This window comes from Flavobacterium sp. UBA7680 (assembly GCF_002482975.1).
Lineage (GTDB): Bacteria > Bacteroidota > Bacteroidia > Flavobacteriales > Flavobacteriaceae > Flavobacterium.
Window position 1 is genome coordinate 38,962 of the sequence record NZ_DLHA01000022.1, and the last position, 20,504, is coordinate 59,465.

Genomic DNA, 20,504 nt, shown 5'->3' on the forward strand with positions numbered 1-20,504 from the left:
ACTTTCTTATTATAAAACCAGTAACCCAAACTCTCGCAAAGTATTGATTGGTTTCGAATACCAAAATAATTCAAAATCTTCTAATGAAGTTTCGAAATCATTTTTAACTTCCTGAAAAGTATAATTTTTGGTATTCGAAATTGATATTTTTGTTAAGATATCAATTAACCATTCGCCTTCTTCTTTACTGGTTTGAATGGTAAAGCTTTCTTTTTTATCATGAAAAGTTGACGACATCATTTCCCAGCTTCTTCCTTTTTTTGATTTGGTGAAGATTTCTGCCGAAGGTTTTCCACCAAGCCAAACTACTTTTGCATTTGGTTTTGTGTTGAAATCGTTTTGTTCTTCTAGCGCATTAAAAATAAAATCGGGATGAATTTTTGTTTTCGGAATTTTGAAATCGAACCAATCTTGCAGTTCATAGTCAAAACAGATTCCGTGCATAAAATTGAAAGAGAGATTTCTTTAATCCGAAGCTGAATTTATCGTGATTGATTCCAGTTGAATCGGTATATTCAATATCGTTGTTGGCAAAAGTTCCTATTAGATTCTGTCTTTCTTAGTCACGCCAAATTGCTCTGGATATAATCCAACCGGACTATGAGCCGTCAATGGCAAACTGATGCCAAAATCCTGATTGTAAAACTCCTGCTTCAAACAACTGACGAACCATTTCAAGACTGTCAATTGTTTCCTGAATGGTTTGCGTAGGATATCCATACATTAAATACGCATGAACCATAATTCCTGCTTCGGTAAAATTGCGGGTTACTTTTGCGACTTGTTCTACCGTTACACCTTTGTCAATTAATTTCAATAATCTATCTGAAGCTACTTCTAAACCTCCTGAAACAGCAATACAGCCGGAAGCTTTTAGCAATAAACATAAATCTTTAGAAAAGCTTTTTTCAAATCGAATATTTGTCCACCAGGTTACGGCTAGCTTTCGTTTTAAAATTTCGAGAGCTAAAGCTCGCATTAAAGCCGGTGGTGCAGCTTCATCAACAAAATGAAAACCGTTTTGACCCGTTTGCAGAATCAATTCTTCCATTCGGTCACAAAGCAAACTTGCCGCAACGGGTTCGTAAACTTTTATATAATCTAGTGAAATATCACAAAAAGTGCATTTTCCCCAATAACAGCCGTGAGCCATTGTGAGTTTATTCCAGCGTCCGTCGCTCCACATTCTATGCATTGGATTTACTATTTCGATAACCGAAATGTATTTATCCAAAGCAAGATCTGAATAATCAGGCGTTCCTACGTAAGCTTGTTTATAATCGTGTTTTAAAGAATTGTTTTTGTAGACAACTTCTCCATTTTCTAATAGAAATGTTCTTTTGAAACGCTTCTCGTCCCTCGACTCCGCTCGGGATGACAAATTTTCAACAAGTTCTTCTATCGGAACTTCTCCATCATCCAAAGTAATAAAATCGAAGAATTCAAAAACTCGTTTATCCGAAAGTGAACGTAATTCAGTATTTGGAAAACCGCCTCCCATCGAAATTTTAATTTCAGGATGATTTTGTTTAACCCATTGTGCAGATCTAAAAGCGCTATATAAATTACCCGGAAATGGAACAGAAATTAAAAATAATGTAGGTTTTACAGCTTCTATTTTTTCTTTTAAAATTGAAATTAAAATCGAGTCGATGTAAGTTGGATATTGCTGTAAAGCATTGTATAATTCATCAAAAGAATTGGCGCTTCGACCTAAACGTTCAGCATATCGGCTGAAGCCAAAATTTTCGTCGACACATTCTACAATATAATCAGAAATATCTTCAAGATATAAAGTTGCTAAATGTTTTGCTTTATCCTGAGTTCCCATTGTTCCAAAGGCCCAATCGAGTTCTTCTAATTGTGCAAAACGAGAAGCTTCCGGCAGAAAATCTTCCTGGCAAATCTGCAAAGCCAAAGTTGGATTTTTCCCTTGTAAAAACTGAATTACAGGATCAATCGTTTTAATGTATTCATCCTGTAAAGCAAAAATACGTTTAGAGTTGTCTGAGATTTCATTTCCAACAACTTGAAACTTTGAACCTGAAACTTGAAACAAATCATGTAATCCTTTCTTCGAAAACAATTCTAAAATCACATCAATTCCCAAATCTGCCTGAACCGATTCGATATTTTTTGTATTCAGAAAACCTTTTATATACGCCGTCGCCGGATACGGAGTATTCAGTTGTGTAAATGGCGGTGTAATTACAAAAAGTTTCGTTTTCAAAAGAATTTATTTTTTGCAAAAATACGGGATATTTGGAATCATTTGACAAAAGAAATCAATCCTAATTATTTAACATAACTTCACCAAATATTTTAAGTTTTTTGGCATAGTTTTTTGGCTATATTTGCCCACAAAATTGTACTAAATGAAGCTTAGAACTTTACTCTTATTTATTGTTTTTATCAAATATTCTTGTGTTTTTACGCAAGAAATTAATCCGAATTCTTCTAACAAACATTTATTAGAAGATAAACACGGCCATCTAATTCAAAATTTGGAAGAACAAAAACAATTTTTGAAAATTAGGGAGGAAAGGATGAAAGCAGAAATCTTGGATTTAAAAAAAGTAATTCTAAATTCAAAAGATGTAAATTTGACTTCAAAAACTGCAGCTGCTCTTCAAGGGGTTGAAATGTGTACTAATGGAGGTTTTGAACAATATGAGACTGTAAATGGCAGCAGCTATCTTAAAAATTTTCTTTACACAATAGGTGACCCTCCGGGTCCAACGCAATGCCAATCGATTAGTAATACTGCCGATTCCTATATCAATCGCTATAATCCTAATAATATGGATATTATGGCAACTACTGTTTCTGCCAATTTGGTTGATCCCTATATGGGAGATATTAAAGCATTTGATCAATATGCTCTTAAAATTAATTATGAGAATTCTTCTACCTATGGTTCTATTGTTCAGGGTAAAAGGTTTAAAACAAATAATGAAAATTATCTAAAATTTAACTACAAAGCAGTAATACAAAGTGTATACGACAATAGTCATACGGATAATCAAGCTTTTGTAAAAGCACGAATTTTAGATAAAAATAAGAAAGTTATTAGTGAATTTTGTTTGGTAGGAGATGAAAAAAATTGCATTTTCAGCAAGGTTCCAAGTCAATATTCTGATTTTGTTACTCTATACACTACCAATTGGCAATCAGGAATATTGGACATTTCTTCAATTCCAAACAATGAAGAATTTACCGTTGAATTCATGGCTTCAAGGTGTGGATTGGGTGGTCATTTTGGATATATGTATGTTGATGATGTTTGTATCTTACATTCTGCAGAAAATTTGCAAGGTTCTATAGAACTTGATCCTTTAAATAAAGTTTGTCCAACTTTACCAATTTCAGTTTGCGGTAATTATACGATTCCTAATTCTGGAGGAATTTCTGCATCAGTAAAAAAAATCACTTTAAATGTTTACAACATTAATAATGTATCTGTTTATAGTACATCAACTACTTCAAGCTTAGACACGACAAATAAAAAGTTCTGTTTTACATTAAAATCCAGTGATTTTCCAAATATTACAAATACTAATTATAATGTAGGCGTACAAATAGACTATAACATTTCTGGAACTTCATGTTCAGGAACCACATTTGATTCTGCTACAGATCCTGACGCAAATCCTGGCTGGGATATTTCTTTTTTAAATTGTTCTTCAAGTTGTACTATTAATGTAACTACTGCCAAAATATCCCAATGTGATGCAAACCGTGACGGAACTGAAAATTTTAATTTATCTACATTAAATTCTTTAATTGTTCCTTCTACAACGGGTTTAAATTTTAGTTATTTCAAAAATTACAAAGAAGCAGAGTCCAACTTGAATGCTATCTCCAATTTTACAAGTTATCCAAGTTCAAGTACTTCTATTTTTGTTAGAGTGAGCAGAGATGCAACTTGCTACAAAATAATTTCTGCCGATTTAGAGGTGAGAAACCCCACAGCTAATATTACAGGTATCTTAAATGTGTGTTCTGGAAGCACTGTGCTAACTTCTTCTCCAGGAGCTTCGTATTTATGGAGTACAGGAGGAACCACACAAAGTATTACGGTAACTTCGTTAGGAAGTTATTCTGTTACTGTCAAAGATTCTTTTGGATGCGCCAGCACTGCAAGTGTTACTATAGAGCCAAGTCAAACCGCCGTCTCTCCTATTTTGCAAATTACGCAGCCTTCTTGTTTTTCTACCACAGGAACAATAAAAGTAACTTCGCCAGCATCACAATATAGTTTTGATGATGGTGCAACTTGGCAGACAAGCAACACAAAAAGCAATTTATATCCTGGAATCTATTTAGTAAAAATAAAGACCGTAAATGGATGTACTTCCTATTCTCAAAGTGTAACCATTACAGCGGCTTCTACTTTGTATCCAAATTACAGTTATACCAATCCTTTATTTTGCGGAGATACCGGCAGTATTACCATTATAACTCCAGCTGCATATTATAGCTTTGATGATGGTACAACTTGGGTAACTAATCCTACTGTTAATAATCTTTTACCGGCAAATTATAAAATTCGCACCAAAGATTTACAAGGCTGTATTTCGTCGGCAAACAATGTACTTATTAGTAGTAATACGTTGGAAACTCCAACTTATACAATCGAATTACCCGCTTGTAATGTAAAAGGAAGTATTACGATTCATACCCTTTCAGATTTTTACACTTTTGATGGAGGAACCACATGGGTTACAAATAACAAAATGAGCAATTTAGATGCGGGAAGCTATTCTTTAGGAATTAAAAATGCTTTAGGTTGTACTTCCTATTATACTTACGCATATTTAAATGATTTTACAAATTCATATCCTGAATATACAACAGAACAGCCTGTTTGCGGCACAGATGGCAGCATTACTATAACTACAGTGGCAGATTCCTATAGTTTTGATAATGGTGCAACTTGGACTAGTAATAATGTTAAAACTCTACCTTTTGGAAGTTATCAAATAAAAATTAAAAACAGTGCAGGATGTATAAGTGGTACATCTTATGTTTCTTTATATCAACCTTATTTGAGTTCGCCAATTATTAGCTCGGAACAGCCAACTTGTGGTACAAATGGAAAAATCACTGTCAACTCATTATCTGATTTTTATAGTTTTGACAATGGTGTAACTTGGACAACTCTAAATTCTAAGTCATTACCTCCTGGTATTTATACTATACTTATAAAAAATAAGCTTGGCTGTACCTCTTATCCAAACTCTGTTTATTTAAGTAATCCATATATTGATATACCTGATTATACTGTAGTTCAACCGACTTGTACAACCTCTGGCAGCATTACAATAAATACAGCTGCTGGTTTCTATAGTTTTGATGGAGGTTACACTTGGGGAACTTCTCCTTCCTTGTCAAATCTTACTTCTTATGGATATTACAACATTGCAGTAAAAAACAGTTTAGGATGTGTTTCTAACTCTATAAGTGTTTCAATTAAAAGCGCAAATCTTCCTGATCCGGACTATACAGCTACCAATCCAAGTTGCGGAAATATTGGCAATATTACATTCAACACTACTGCAGATTATTACAGTATTGATTATGGATCAACTTGGAGTACAAGTAATATTTTTAATAATTTAAGCCAGGGATCTTACTATTTATTGATAAAAAAAGCTGATTGTATATCCAATGCCATCTACATCTATCTGGATTCTTTGAAGCTGGCACCGCCCAAAGCAACTATTGTTCAGCCAGGATGTGGAACAAAAGGCAGTATTACCATTACTACTACCGGTAGTTCTTATAGTATAGATGGGAATAATTGGGTAACAAATCCTGTTTTTTCGAATCTCTCAGCAGGATATTATTACCCAATGATTAAGAATGCAAAAGGTTGTATCTCTAACTACAACTCGGTATCGCTTGAAGATTTTTATCTCCCAGCTCCTACTTTTAAAGCAACACAGCCTACTTGCGGTGTTGGAGGAAGTATAACTTTTACTTCAACTGAAGCACAATACAGTATCGATGGAGGCAGAACATGGAGTACTAATTCTGTATTTACTAATCTAAGTCCAAACAGTTATTATTTATCTGTAAAAAATACTTCTGGCTGCATATCTTACCCTTATAATACATCTGTCAGTCTGCAAGAATATTATTTACCTAATCCCGATTTTACAATAATCCAGCCAAGTTGCGGCGTCAATGGAAACATTACTATTGCAACAGTTGCAAGTTCTTATAGTTTTGACTATGGTAATACCTGGACAACAAACCCAGTTCTTTCAGGACTTACTTCTGGTTATTACAATATTATGATAAAAAATGCTGCGGGTTGTAAATCTAATGCTCTATCAATATCCATTAATCCTTACTATCTTCCTAACCCAAACATAAAAATAGTACAGCCCAGCTGTGGAGATGGGGGAAGCATTACCGTTACAACTCCTGCGGACAGTTATAGTTTTGATGGCGGTAACACTTGGACCAAAAATCCAATTTTATTAAATCCTGCAAGTTCGTCTTATAACGTTCTTATCAAAAACGCACTGGGTTGTATATCAAATTCACAATATGTGTACATAAATGCATATTATCTGCCTTCGCCAAATGTAAGTGCTATTCAACCCACATGTAGTACTCCTAGTGGAACTATAATAGTAAATTCTACTGCAGACCAATATAGTTTTGATGGAGGATTAAATTGGACTACAAATCCTGTAAAGAAAAATTTAACTTACGGCTCATACAATGTATTAATAAAAAACACTTTAGGCTGTACTTCTTCCGGCAATTATGTCTATATATATAATCCTCCTGCTATTCCTGCCGCACCCACTGTAAAGATAGTTCAACCTTCTTCCTGTGGAGCCACTGATGGTAGTATCACCATAACAACATCGGCTATAAGTTATAGTTTCAATGACGGAAACAGCTGGACAACAAGTCCAACGAAAATAAATGTTGGTGCTGGTACCTATATTATTAAAATTAAAACAGATTCTTATAGTTGCGTATCATCAACAACTGTTGTCAATTTGAGCTCTGGTACTACTATTGCGGCTCCAAATTTTACTACTATTCAGCCAAGTTGCAGCTCATCAAAAGGTTCTATTACTATTACAACAAATGCAGCAACTTACAGCTATGACAACGGATTGACCTACGTTTTTTCTAATACAAAAACAGATCTTTCTCCGGGTACTTATTTCATAAAAATTAAAAATTCAACAGGTTGTGTTTCAGATGCTGCTCCAGTCACGATATCGCCATTATCGCCACTTTCGGCTCCTGTTTTTACAACAACTCAACCCACTTGCACCGATTTTACAGGATCAATTTCCATTAATACTGCAGCCGATTTTTATAGTTTTGATAACGGAATCACGTTTGGAACATCTAATACAAAATCTAATCTATCAGCAGGAACCTATAATTTAATCATTAAATACAATTCGGGTTGTATTTCTCTCGCTGCACCTGTAACCATACAAGCTGCACCTGTTATTCCTGAAGCACCACAAGTTGTAGTTACAGACCCAACTGGCTGTAATTCGGCTACAGGCAGCATTATGGTTTCTACAGTTGCAAATCTATATAGTTTTGACGATGGCATTACCTGGAACACCAATAATACCAGCAGTTTATCTCCTGGAAATTATTCTGTCCGAATAAAATACACAAATGGTTGCCCATCTGCTGCATATAAAGCAACCATCAAAACAGCGCCAAATGCTCCTTCAATTCCAACTTTAAATGTTACCCAGCCTATTACTTGCAGTAATCCTTTTGGCTCAATTTTAATTACAAGTACAGCAGATCAATATAGTTTTGACAATGGTAAAAATTATTCAGCCAATCCAAATTCCGGAAATTTAATACCTGGGATCTATATGGTTCGTGTTAAAAATAGCAGTGGCTGCGAATCTGCTTCAATATCTACAACTATAAATCCTCCAACAGATTATCCAAGCAGTCCTACATTTACAACTACACAGCCCGATTGCAATAATCTTAAAGGCTCTATTACAATTACCAATACTGCATCAGAGTATAGTTTCGATAATGGTGTTAGCTGGACTACAGTTGCAACTAAATCAAATCTTGACCCTACAACTTATTTTATCAAAATAAAAAATAATAAAGGCTGTGTTTCAAATGCAACTACAGTTACCATAACTCCTTTTACAAGTTTTACTCAAAAGCCTATTCTAAATAGTCCTCAAACTTTCTGTGTTGACAAAAATGCTACAGTAAACGATATCCAAATTACAGGACAAAATATAAAATGGTACAGTAACCTAACAGGAGGAACACTTGTGCCTACAACAACTGTAGCTCAGGATAAAGCAACATATTATGCTTCACAAACTATAAACGGATGTGAAAGTGAAAGAGTTCCTGTTACAATTAATATTCAGGTTACTTTTCCTCCAGCAGGAAATATAAATCAACCATTTTGTTCAGGACAAAATCCAACTATTGCAGATCTTCAGGTTACGGGAACTGCAATAAAATGGTACGATTCTTTAAACAATGGTTCTTTATTAACCAAAACTACAAATCTTGTTGATGGACAAACTTATTATGCTTCACAGACAGAAAATAGCTGTGAAAGTCAAAGACTCGGAATTACTGTTTCAATAGTAAATACGCCTTCTGCACCAGTATTAAATGGAAATACAGAATTTTGCAAAAAAGAAAATGCAAAATTATCCGATATTCAAATGTCTGGGCAAAATATAAAATGGTACGATACCAATTTCTCTGCTGGCCGTTTGCCAAATACCACTTTATTAGAAGATAACAGGACATACTATGCTTCACAAACAATTGGATGTGAAGGTGACAGAACTCCTGTTTTAGTTCGTGTTTATAATACTCCGCTGCCAACTGGAAATAATAATAAACAATTTTGTATCGATGAAATTGCAACAATTGAGAATCTTAATATAACCGGAACAGCTATTAAATGGTATGATGCAGCAACAAATGGAAACAGTTTATCAGAAACAACTTTACTGCAAAGCGGCATTTATTACGCAACGCAAACATTAAATAACTGCGAAAGTGAAAGATTTGCCGTTACTGTGAAAATACAAGACACTCAAATTCCAATTGCTGATTCGCCACAGACATTTTGCATTCAAAAAAATGCATTAATTAAAGATATTGATATTACAGGACAAAATATAAAATGGTACGAAAGTAGTTCTTCAAACATGACATTATCAGAATCTACATCTCTTGAAAATGGAGTTATTTATTACGCTTCGCAAACCATAAATAATTGCGAAAGTGACAGAATTCCAGTTTCGATAAATATTCTTGAGGCAACAATTGGCGATTGTATAAATTTTGTTGATGAACTGCCTTTTCCAAAATTCTTTACGCCAAATAATGACAACTTTAATGATCATTGGACGATTGATTCCGCTTATTTAGCGCCAAACACAGTAATTAGGATATTTGATCGTTATGGAAAATTAATAAAACAATTAGTTCCAAACGCTTCTTGGGACGGAACTTATCTTGGACATCAGGAACCAGCTTCAGATTACTGGTTTACTGTTACAAGATTAAACGGGACAGAATTTAGGGGACATTTTAGTTTAAAAAGATAATTTCAAATAAAAAGGCGCAGATTAAAAACCTGCGCTTTTTTTTTATTTCAAGAAATTTAGAAATTCTATTATTTAAAATTTATGTTCCTCTTTGCTAATTACCAAAAATGAAACTAAAGAAATAACTGCAGCAATCGTTAAGTACAAACCAACATAACTTACATCATAAGTTTTGGCTAGCCAAATTGCGATCATAGGCGCAAAAGCTGCTCCCAGAATTCCTGCTAGATTAAACGTTAGTGATGCGCCAGAATAACGAACATTCGTTGGAAACAACTCCGACAAAAAAGTTCCTAAAGGCCCATAAGTGAATCCCATTAAAGCCATTCCGATACAAGCGAAAGTAGTAACTAAAACAATGTTTCCGGAACTTAAAAAATAAGAAAAGAAAAATCCGAAAATCGCAATAGCTGCTGTAGCTATAATAAGCATTTTACGTCGGCCAATTTTATCTGCAACTACAGCAGAAACCGGAATAAAAATAGCAAAAAATAATACCGAAAATAATTGTATTAATAACCCATTTCTTTTAACAATCCCTAAATCTGAAGTTGCCCAACTTAATGTAAAAACAGTCATCAAATAAAAAACTAAAAATGTCGTGATGGCCGCAAACGTTCCAAAAATCAATTGATTTTTATACGATTTCACAATTGTCAAAAAAGGAACTTTAACTTCTTCCTGCTCTTTTTTAGAATTTTCGAAAGATGGAGTTTCTGTAATTTTTGTTCGGATATAAAACCCAACAACAACTAGTAATGAACTGGCAATAAACGGAATTCTCCAGCCATAATCCATAAAATCTTCATTACTCATGGAATCGGTTAACAATAAAAAAGTTCCACCCGAAAGCAGCAATCCTATTGGAGCACCTAGTTGCGGAAACATTCCGTACCACGCACGTTTATTTGGCGGTGCATTTTCTATAGCTAATAAAACAGCTCCTCCCCATTCACCTCCTAAACCAACGCCTTGCCCAAATCGGCATAACATTAATAGTAAAGGAGCTGCAACACCAATACTGGCATAACTTGGCAAAAACCCTATTGTAACTGTCGAAATCCCCATGGTTAATAAAGCAGCAACCAAAGTAAATTTACGCCCAATTTTATCTCCATAATGTCCGAAAAAGGCAGAACCTAGCGGGCGTGATAAAAACGCAATTGAAAAAGTTGCTAAAGATTCCAGAGTCGCCATTTTTGAATCTGAACCGGGAAAAAATAATTGAGGAAAAACCAATACTGCGGCATTGGCATAAATATAAAAATCAAAAAATTCAATTGTGGTGCCAATTAGGCTTCCAAAAAGAACATGTTTAAGTGAGTTCTTCTTTTTAAGGTTTGTTTCCATGCAAATTCAGGTATATCTTTTTTTGTTTACAAAAATATAGTTTCGTTATTAATATTTCACATTTGAGACAATTAGTTTCGAAACACTTCTGTATTTTTAACAAATTCCATGTATTTAGCATTTTAAACAGTGTTGAATTTACTCAAAATTAAAAAGCTGATTATAGGAACTTTAAAACAAAAAATAAAAATCAATCTTAAGCAATAGTTAAAACCGATTTTAACTGTATATTTTCATTAAATTTACAGCTGTCAAAAATAAATTTAAAATTATGCCTACCGACTGTATCAGCTATCAAACTTCTGGATATTTCTCTAAATTGATACAAGATTATTTAGATCAAAAATCAGAATTGAAACCGCTGTACAACAATTTTCCAACATTAGAGAATTTCGAAAAACAGATTGCCGAAAAAGCAGGCAACTTTGATAACAGTAACCGAATTCCTTTGGTTGCCACTTTAAAAAAACAATATCAAAGCATCGAAATTTCTGACTCAACGAAACAAAACATTGAGCTTTTAGCACTCGAAAATACCTTTACAATTACAACCGGACATCAGTTAAACTTATTTAGCGGACCATTGTATTTCTTATATAAAATCATTTCGACCATTAATCTTACTAAGGAATTAAAATCGAAATATCCATCGTACAATTTTGTTCCAATTTATTGGATGGCGACAGAAGATCATGATTTTGAAGAAATAAACTATTTTAATTTTAAAGGAAAAAAATTCAGATGGAACAAAGAAAGTAACGGACCAGTTGGCCGACTTTCAACTGAAGGTTTAGATGAATTCTTTGAAATTTATTCTCTAGAATTAGGTTCAAGTACAAACGCCAATACTTTAAAAAAGCTTTTTGAAGACGCTTATTTAAAACACGATAACCTTGCAGATGCAACACGTTTTTTAGCAAACAGTTTATTTGCTAATTATGGTTTAGTAATTATAGATGCTGACGATGGCGATTTAAAAAGTGCTTTTATCCCGTATGTAAAAGAAGAATTAGAAAAACAGACTTCATACAAAGCTGTTCAGGAAACTATCGAGCAATTAAAAGAATATACGGTTCAGGTAAATCCACGTGAGATTAATTTATTTTATATTGAAGATAATCTGCGTGAAAGAATCATTTTTGAAGAAGATAAGTACTTTGTAAACAACACAAAAATCTCCTTTTCTAAAGAACAAATTCTTTCTGAATTAGAAAATCATCCTGAAAAATTCAGCCCAAACGTTATTATGCGTCCGCTTTATCAGGAAATTATTCTTCCGAATCTATGTTACATTGGCGGAGGCGGAGAAATTGCTTATTGGCTGGAATTAAAATCTTTTTTTGATGCCGTAAAAATTACTTTTCCAATGATTTTGGTTCGTAACTCTGTTCTTCTGGCAACCGAAAAACAAGAAAAAAAAGCAAATCAATTAAACTTAAGCTGGAGCGATCTTTTTACCAAACAAGAAAATTTAATAAATACGATTACTCACAAAATTTCTGCATTTCCAATTGATTTAACACCTCAAAAAGAAATATTGAAAACCCAATTTCAATATCTTTATGAATTAGCAAATCAAACCGATAAATCATTTTCTGGAGCTGTAAAAGCTCAGGAAGTGAAACAGACAAAAGGTCTTGAAAATTTAGAAAAGCGTTTATTAAAAGCACAAAAAAGAAAACTAAGCGATCAATTGCAGCGCATAACCGATTTGCAATGTGAACTATTCCCAAATAATAGTTTACAGGAACGTCAAAGTAATTTTTCAGAATTTTATCTGGAAAAAGGTGAACAATTAGTACCGCTTTTACTGCAAAAACTGAAACCTTTAGAAATGAATTTTAACATCATAACAATTTAAAATAGTTTGCCACGAATTGCACGAATTTCCACGATTTTTTTTTATTCAAAGAATATAAATTAGTGGAAATTCGCGTAATTCGTGGCAAAAAAATAAAGTAATAATTCTTGTGAACTAAATAACCACCTATCTTCTCAAAATTATTATTTCAAACCAAATAGCGATTTTTAAAATTATTAACTAACCAATTTACCCAAAACCAATGGTAAAAGAACGCTTAATTTCGCTAGATGTCTTTCGTGGACTAACAATTTTATTAATGACCATTGTAAACAACCCCGGAGATTGGGGTCATGTTTTCCCGCCATTATTACATTCCGAATGGCACGGCTGCACACCTACAGATTTAGTATTTCCGTTTTTTGTTTTTATAATGGGAGTTGCCGTTCCGCTTGCAATGCCTGATAAATTTTATGATGGCACCACTTTCAACAAAATTTTAGTTCGCTCTTTACGAATGGTTTGTTTGGGAATTTTCTTTAACTTTTTTGGAAAAATCCAATTGTTCGGACTTGAAGGAATTCCGCTTTTAATTGGCCGACTTGCCATTACTATTGGGGTTGGTTATGCTTTAATGGGAAATTTCAGTTCAAAAATCAAAAACATTCTAGCATTTTCAATTCTGATAATTTATCTGTTTTTGGCTTACAGCGGTATCGAAGCCTACAGCAGTGTGCGGCTTCCTGGAGTTTTACAACGAATTGCAATTGTTTATTTTGTTGTTTCGCTTTTGTATTTAAAAACATCTCAAAAAACGCAGATCATAACCGGAATCGTTTTGTTATTAGGATATTGGGCAATCATGACTTTAATTCCTGTTCCCGGAATTGGCGACGCAAATCTAGACAAAGGAACAAATCTTGCATCATGGCTTGACAGCGTTTTACTGAAAGGACATATGTATCGCGGAACTGTAACTTGGGATCCAGAAGGAATTTTAAGTACACTTCCGTCAATCGTAAACGGAATTATCGGTTTATTAATTGGTCAATTATTACAGCAAAATTCTCCTAAAACCAAGAAAGCACAAAAAATGGCAATTGCCGGAGTTGCTTTAATCATTGCTGGTTTGCTTTGGAATATTGTTTTCCCAATAAACAAATCACTTTGGACAAGCAGTTATGTTTTATACACTACCGGATTAGCCACAACATTTTTAGCCATTTTATATTATATAATTGATATTGCAGATTATAAAAAAGGATTTAAACCGTTCTTAATTTGGGGCGTAAACCCAATGATCGTTTTCTTTACCTCGCAGATAATTCCGCAGGCATTAGTAATGATTGAGCTTCAAAATCCACATAAAACTGGCGAAAAAATCAATTTATTAAATTACTTATACAGCTTTTGGATTGCACCATTTTTCAGTAACCCAATGACCGCTTCATTAGCCGGCGCATTAGTTTACGTGTGTATCTGGACTTTTATTTTGTGGATATTCTACAGAAACAAATTAATATTCAAAGTATAAATTTTTAACCATATATGTAGAGACGCACCGCAGTGCGTCTTTTTTAATTTAATCCTACTTTGTGTTAGATGCACTGCAGTGCATCTCTACTATAACTTATATGGTTTAAAAAAAAGCTTTTCTTGGTTAAAACATCATTCTACCATGTTTTAATTATGAATTTATTAAAATCAATTCACAAAAAAAGTCTACTTTTGCACAAAATTTAATAAAATATAAAATGGCAACAAATAGAACTTTTACAATGATTAAACCAGATGCTGTTGCAAACGGACACATCGGGAATATCTTAGCAATGATCACTAATGGTGGTTTCAAAATCGTTTCATTAAAATTAACTCAATTAACTGTTGCTGATGCTCAGGCATTTTATGCTGTTCACGCTGCAAGACCTTTCTACGGAGAATTAGTTGAATTCATGTCTCGTGGACCAATTGTTGCTGCAATTTTAGAAAAAGATAACGCAGTAGAAGATTTCAGAACTTTAATTGGAGCTACAAATCCAGCTGAAGCTGCTGAAGGAACTATTCGTAAAGCATACGCAACTTCTATTGGAGAAAATGCAGTTCACGGATCTGACAGCGACGAAAACGCTGCAATCGAAGGTGCATTCCACTTTGCAGGTAGAGAGCAATTCTAATAATTTTAGATTGTAGAGTTCAGATTTTAGATTACTGAACTTATATAATAAAAAAAATCCCGTTTCAAATGAAACGGGATTTTTTTATATCAAATATTGATTAAAGCTTGTCTGACTTTTTAACAATTTTTTCCAATTTTTCATCAAGATCTTTCAAAAGCTCTTCTAATGCACTTTCGCACATTGGCAATACTTTATCAAGACTTAAAACAGGAACTCCACCTACGATTGTTCCAGTTTTCTTAGAGTTTGCTCCTTCAGAAAAAGCAAATACTTTTTTTCCTGTTTTATCATACAAAGCGATTCTGGCATAAGCTTTCATTTTTATTGTTCCAGTTCCACCAACAGCAAATCCTTTTACTACAGCAAAATGAATTTCTGTAAATAAAACACCATCAGCAACTTCTTTAAACATTGTAGAGGAAGCTACTTCATTTGCAGAACCATTCATTCCTTCATAAATATATTTATATCCAGGATAGTTAATAATAGTACCGCTTTCTCCGCCTTCTCTTGCAAATTTAGGAGTAAAAGCAATATATTCCGGCTTTTGAGTCACTTCAGTTTCAGGAAGTAAATCAAACGGGAATTTTTTAGAATAATCATTAAAAAATGCATTGTGATATTTCTCTAAAATTGGAGAAAGGTTAAAATTTGGGTTGTTTCCTAAATCAGCTATCGCAGCCAATCCATTTAAACCCAATTCCGAAAGATCGATTGTTTTATCCGTATAAAACGAAACAACAGCAACTTTTTTCTTTTGTGAATAACTAGTTAAGGCAAATAATACAGTTAAAATAAGTAATACTTTTTTCATGTTTTGGTTTTGTTTTTTATTTGTTTATTATTAATCAGGCATTTATAAAAAAAATGCTTAATGCTCAAATATATCATAAAAAAAACACTTCCATAATGGAAGTGTAAAATTTATTTTTAAGTTTCAAATCACAATTTAATCAACGCAAAACCACATCTTTTACCACTTCACGTCCAAGCTCTTCATTAATCATTTTAACGATTTTAGACTTTCCGTGACTTAATTCCTCTCTTAAAACAGCCGATCCAAGTTCCACATACAGCGTGCTTCCTTTCAAAATAACATTTCTCGTATACGTTTTCACACCATTTCCCATTAGGTTTCCCCACGCCTCTTTTACATCAATCTGATCCATTCCGGGCTGCAATTTATTAACCTGAATAATTTGTTGTAAAACAGCCCCAATCGTACTTTGGTTATTTAGTCTTTTTGCCATCGTTTAAAATATTTATTGGTCCCGTTTTTTTATAATAATATTCTTTGTTCTGATCATTTTTAACCACAAACTCCTCATCCGAAATCGAGATTAATTCCTCAGTCCATTTGGCATAATCGGTATTATAATCCAGAAAAGTACCTTTATCCGTAAATCTTACCGAAACATTTTCAAAAGTATCAGTAGTTAAAAAAGTTCCATCAAGCTGCGCCATTACTTTAGTACGAGTACCTTTAGCTCCTTTAATTTTAAAAAAATCAAAGTTCTCGTTCATTCCATAAGCCTTTTCCTCCCCTTTATCAAAAACCACTTTTTCAATTTCCCAATAACCATTTAGTTTTTCAATATCTGCCGGTTTTATTTCCTGTTTACAGCTTACAAACAAAAGCGACAAAACCAAAATCATAAAAGCATTTTTCATAATAAAATATAATATTAATAAGGAGCTGTTTCCTGCTGTCCGCTATATCTTTTATGGTGAACCCCACCATAAAAGGATGCCGCTTCCATCAGGGCTAGAACTCCTGTTTTCAAAAGAAATTTAGTGAATTACAAAGGTAACTTTATAAATTTCAAAAGAAATATTTTAATCGATAATTATCTCATTTTTCTAAGACTTTATTCTCTAAATATTTGCACACCCTAAAAAAGCCTATTTTAACAGTCTTATGTCATATTATGGCAGATTTTTAGGCAAATCTATCAGACTTTTGCAGCAAAATTATTTCAGTTACATTTTCCTTTAAAGAAGATAATTTCAATTAAAAACTTCATACATAAATCCTTTTATTAAATAGAATGAAAAAATATTTCATAATAGCATTAAGCACCCTGCTCTTAATTTTTGGATGTAGTAAAACAAAACCAAAAAACATTGCACACACTAAACCTGTGTATGTTCAAATAAATAATTACCATCAGCCTGAAGAAAAAGAAAATAGCACTCCTTCCATAAAAGATGATTTTTTACAAAACAAAAATTCAAAAAATTCACCAGTTACAATTGTAGCTTCCACCTTAACGAGAGCGCAGTATTCCGATCATAAAGACATTAAAATCGTCTTTAAAAATTCAAGCAAAAAGAGCATTCAGGCAATTAAACTGGAATGGTATTGCGAAAATTCATTTGATGAACCTGCAAATGGCAGATATTTCTATGGAAAAGGCAGGTCTACTGGTGAAATAGCTTATTTATTAAAAACAGGCGAAACAAGCTCAAAAATCTGGGAAGATTTTTCTACAGATGCAAACCGTATTATTAAAGTAAGAGCTTATTATGTAGTTTTTACAGATGGCACAAAGTGGGAACTTAAATAAAACACTTCATGGTTAAACATCTAAAATAAGTTTTCTCACTCATTAAACTATTTTACATATTTTTGGTCAAACCCCAAACCAAAAACAAAAGCCATGACCAAAACTATTTTTACAATCCTGACAGCCTTATTATTGATAAGCTGCAGCAAAGATTCAGCAGAACCAGATCCGGTTCCAACTCCATCAGAAAGCATGTATTTCCCTCCATTAACCGGAACAACTTGGGAAACAAAATCCATAGCCGATTTAAAATGGAACCAAAGTGCTGTACAGCCACTTCTGGATTACTTAGAACTAAAACATTCCAAATCGTTTATCATTTTAGTAAATGGCCGAATCGTTTTAGAAAACTACTTTAACGGACATACCGCTTCAACAAACTGGTATTGGGCGAGCGCCGGAAAAACATTAACCTCAACTGTTACAGGAATCGCTCAACAGGAAAACCTACTAAATATCAACAATAAAGTTTCTCAGTATATTGGCACCGGCTGGACAAGTGAAACTTTAGCACAAGAAAACAAAATTACCTGCAAGCATTTACTAACTATGACATCTGGACTTGATGATTCAACCGATGATGTAGATCCTACAGATCTAATCTATAAAGCCGATGCAGGAACAAGATGGGCTTATCACAATGTTTATGTAAAATTGCAAGATGTTGTTGCGAGTGCAAGCGGGCAGACTTGGGAAAATTATTTCAATGCTAAATTAAGAGATAAAATTGGGATGAATGGTACCTGGTTAAAAATTGATGTAAACAGCGTTTTTGCAAGTACTTCACGAAGCATGGCACGCTTTGGGCTATTAATGCTGAATAAAGGGAAATGGGAAAATAATATCATTTTAAATGAAGCCTATTTCAATGAAGCCACAACCACTTCACAAAATATTAATTTAGGATATGGTTATTTATGGTGGCTAAATGGTAAAAGCTCTTATCATTTACCACAATCACAACTTACTTTTCAAGGAAGCGTAATTCCAACCGGACCAAGCGATATGTTTATGGCTTTAGGAAAAAACGATCAAAAGATTTATGTAATTCCGAGTAAAAAAATGGTAGTTATCAGAATGGGTGATGCAGCAGATAATGAAAATCTGGCTCTATCTGATTTTGATAAAGTTTTATGGGAAAAAATTAGTGCTTTGTATAAATAAAAGCACTGCACAAAGTTTAAATCAATTGCCAGCCTTTAGATTTTAAAAAGCTTTTACAATTATTGCAAAAATCTTTTTCTTCATCCAGTGGGTTTCCTCCTTCAGCATCACGCATTAAACACGTTTTTATTGCACAATGCGGCAAACCCGCTGTATGACCTAATTCATGTAAAACCAGTTTATAAAACTGTTGATTTTTATTTTTGACAGACAATCTAAAATCTGAGACTACGCAGGCTTTTCCGGGTCTATAACCTAACCCCATTACACCCCAATCTTTAATTCTGTTTTTAGTTGTACTAATATCCGAATTTGATAATCCAACTATTACGGAATCTTTGCCAATATTATCCTTAAGACTTTTAATAATACTATCAGCACGGTATCTATTTCTTGGTTTATAATAGGAATTTTCAGGAAACGAAATATTTGATCTTAAAACTACTTTTGGATTTATAGCTTTAATTTCTTCAAATACCTTTTTAGCCTGTTCCGTTTTAAAACTGCCTAAAGGCTGAATAACAATTACTTTTTGATTATTACTATTTTCATTTTTTCCGTTTGTACAAGAAAGCACAATAAAAAGAAAAACAAAAAAGCAGTATTTCATAATCAAAAATGTGCCAATAAATTATTGCTTAGTTCTCAACCTTTTAAGAACTCCCATAAAGAAAAAACCAATCCCAAGAACTAATAAAACGTAATAAAAAGAAAGACTATTATCTTTCAAAACATTTGCTAAAACAAAACATATAACGCTTGCAAAATAAAAAGCAACAGCCGATATATTTTTAAAAGAAGAAAAACTCATTATAAATTATTTAAAGAAACTATCAACGAATTCATATTTATTAAAGACTTGTAAATCTTCAATTCCTTCGCCAACACCAATATATTTAACCGGAATTTGAAACTGGTCTGAAATACCAATTACAACACCACCTTTTGCTGTTCCGTCTAATTTTGTTACTGCTAATGAAGTTACTTCTGTCGCAGCAGTAAATTGCTTAGCCTGTTCAAAAGCATTTTGACCAGTTGAACCGTCTAAAACCAAAAGAACATCGTGAGGTGCATCGGCAACCACTTTTTGCATTACACGTTTCACTTTTGTCAATTCATTCATCAGATTGATTTTATTATGCAAACGTCCGGCAGTATCAATAATAACAATATCAGCGTTTTGAGCCACAGCAGACTGCAAAGTATCAAAAGCTACAGAAGCCGGGTCACTTCCCATATTTTGTTTTACGATTGGAACGCCAACACGATCTGCCCAAACTTGTAACTGATCGATTGCAGCGGCACGGAAAGTATCGGCAGCACCTAAAACCACTTTATAACCAGCTTTTTTAAACTGATAAGCCAGTTTACCAATTGTTGTAGTTTTTCCAACACCATTTACTCCAACAACCATTAAAACGTAAGGTTTTTTATCTTTTGGAATATCAAATTCGGTTGCTTCGCCTGTATTGGTTTCAGATAATAAACCGCCAATTTCGTCACGAAGAATTTGATTTAATTCTTCTGTTCCTAAATATTTATCTTCAGATACTCGTTTTTCGATTCTTTCAATGATTTTCAATGTTGTATTTACACCAACATCCGAAGCTACCAGAACTTCTTCAAGATTATCTAAAACATCATCATCGACTTTAGATTTTCCTGCAACAGCTTTGCTTAACTTAGAGAAAAAAGTAGTTTTTGTTTTTTCAAGACCTTTATCTAAAGTCTCTTTTTTTTCGGTAGAGAATAATTTTTTAAAAAAACTCATTTTTAATTTATTGTTAGTTTTAGACTGTTTCTAAGAGTTTTGAAACAATCTTAATGTTTATAGAAC

12 protein-coding genes and 1 pseudogene are annotated in these 20,504 nt (G+C 33.3%); 6 read left to right on the forward strand and 7 right to left on the reverse strand.

Annotated features, from left to right (window positions below; all coding sequences use genetic code 11):
• Positions 1-9 precede the first annotated feature (9 nt).
• Positions 10-2,230 (reverse strand): annotated as a pseudogene (locus tag B3C18_RS08590) (B12-binding domain-containing radical SAM protein).
• Between the two features lie 316 nt (positions 2,231-2,546).
• Between B3C18_RS08590 and B3C18_RS08595 the strand changes: the two are divergent.
• Positions 2,547-9,608 carry a T9SS type B sorting domain-containing protein gene (locus B3C18_RS08595; protein ID WP_291145411.1) on the forward strand — a complete coding sequence of 2,354 codons (7,062 nt, stop codon included), beginning with the start codon at positions 2,547-2,549 and terminating at the stop codon, positions 9,606-9,608.
• A gap of 72 nt (positions 9,609-9,680) precedes the next feature.
• Here the strand turns inward: B3C18_RS08595 and B3C18_RS08600 are convergent, their stop codons facing one another.
• Positions 9,681-10,958 (reverse strand): MFS transporter, encoded by a 1,278-nt coding sequence (locus tag B3C18_RS08600; protein ID WP_291145414.1) that lies wholly within the window; start codon positions 10,956-10,958, stop codon positions 9,681-9,683.
• A 271-nt stretch (positions 10,959-11,229) separates the two neighbouring features.
• Between B3C18_RS08600 and bshC the strand changes: the two genes are divergently transcribed.
• The 3 genes from bshC to B3C18_RS08615 all read left to right on the forward strand — a co-directional run bounded on the left by bshC (position 11,230) and on the right by B3C18_RS08615 (position 14,933).
• Entirely contained in the window at positions 11,230-12,819 is a 1,590-nt protein-coding gene (gene bshC / locus B3C18_RS08605) for a bacillithiol biosynthesis cysteine-adding enzyme BshC (protein ID WP_291145417.1), read from the forward strand.
• A 202-nt stretch (positions 12,820-13,021) separates the two neighbouring features.
• Complete coding sequence (locus tag B3C18_RS08610) at positions 13,022-14,293, forward strand: acyltransferase family protein (RefSeq protein WP_291145420.1); 1,272 nt, start codon at positions 13,022-13,024, stop codon at positions 14,291-14,293.
• A gap of 220 nt (positions 14,294-14,513) precedes the next feature.
• The gene (locus B3C18_RS08615; RefSeq protein ID WP_026984871.1) at positions 14,514-14,933 is read left to right on the forward strand and encodes a nucleoside-diphosphate kinase; all 420 of its coding nucleotides are present in this window, start codon (positions 14,514-14,516) and stop codon (positions 14,931-14,933) included.
• A gap of 100 nt (positions 14,934-15,033) precedes the next feature.
• Here B3C18_RS08615 and B3C18_RS08620 read toward each other — a convergent pair whose 3' ends face one another.
• The 3 genes from B3C18_RS08620 to B3C18_RS08630 all read right to left on the reverse strand — a co-directional run bounded on the left by B3C18_RS08620 (position 15,034) and on the right by B3C18_RS08630 (position 16,607).
• Complete coding sequence (locus tag B3C18_RS08620; RefSeq protein WP_291145427.1) at positions 15,034-15,750, reverse strand: hypothetical protein; 717 nt, start codon at positions 15,748-15,750, stop codon at positions 15,034-15,036.
• Positions 15,751-15,889: 139 nt separating this feature from the next.
• On the reverse strand, positions 15,890-16,186 hold the full coding sequence (locus B3C18_RS08625; protein ID WP_291145430.1) for a DUF721 domain-containing protein: 297 nt from the start codon (positions 16,184-16,186) through the stop codon (positions 15,890-15,892).
• Positions 16,167-16,607 carry a hypothetical protein gene (locus B3C18_RS08630; protein ID WP_291145432.1) on the reverse strand — a complete coding sequence of 147 codons (441 nt, stop codon included), beginning with the start codon at positions 16,605-16,607 and terminating at the stop codon, positions 16,167-16,169. The genes B3C18_RS08625 and B3C18_RS08630 overlap by 20 nt, the downstream gene beginning before the upstream one ends.
• Positions 16,608-16,984: 377 nt before the next feature.
• Here B3C18_RS08630 and B3C18_RS08635 point away from each other — a divergent pair, with 377 nt between their 5' ends.
• Together B3C18_RS08635 and B3C18_RS08640 are read left to right on the forward strand one after the other, a co-directional pair.
• Entirely contained in the window at positions 16,985-17,503 is a 519-nt protein-coding gene (locus tag B3C18_RS08635; protein ID WP_291145435.1) for a hypothetical protein, read from the forward strand.
• 93 nt (positions 17,504-17,596) lie between these two features.
• The gene (locus B3C18_RS08640; protein WP_291145438.1) at positions 17,597-18,667 is read left to right on the forward strand and encodes a serine hydrolase domain-containing protein; all 1,071 of its coding nucleotides are present in this window, start codon (positions 17,597-17,599) and stop codon (positions 18,665-18,667) included.
• A 16-nt stretch (positions 18,668-18,683) separates the two neighbouring features.
• Here B3C18_RS08640 and B3C18_RS08645 read toward each other — a convergent pair whose 3' ends face one another.
• Both B3C18_RS08645 and ftsY read right to left on the reverse strand, forming a co-directional pair.
• A complete protein-coding gene (locus tag B3C18_RS08645) occupies positions 18,684-19,277 on the reverse strand; it encodes a Zn-dependent protease (RefSeq protein ID WP_291145441.1) in 594 nt (197 codons plus the stop codon).
• A gap of 207 nt (positions 19,278-19,484) precedes the next feature.
• The gene (gene ftsY, locus B3C18_RS08650) at positions 19,485-20,438 is read right to left on the reverse strand and encodes a signal recognition particle-docking protein FtsY (RefSeq protein WP_291145444.1); all 954 of its coding nucleotides are present in this window, start codon (positions 20,436-20,438) and stop codon (positions 19,485-19,487) included.
• Positions 20,439-20,504: the final 66 nt, after the last annotated feature.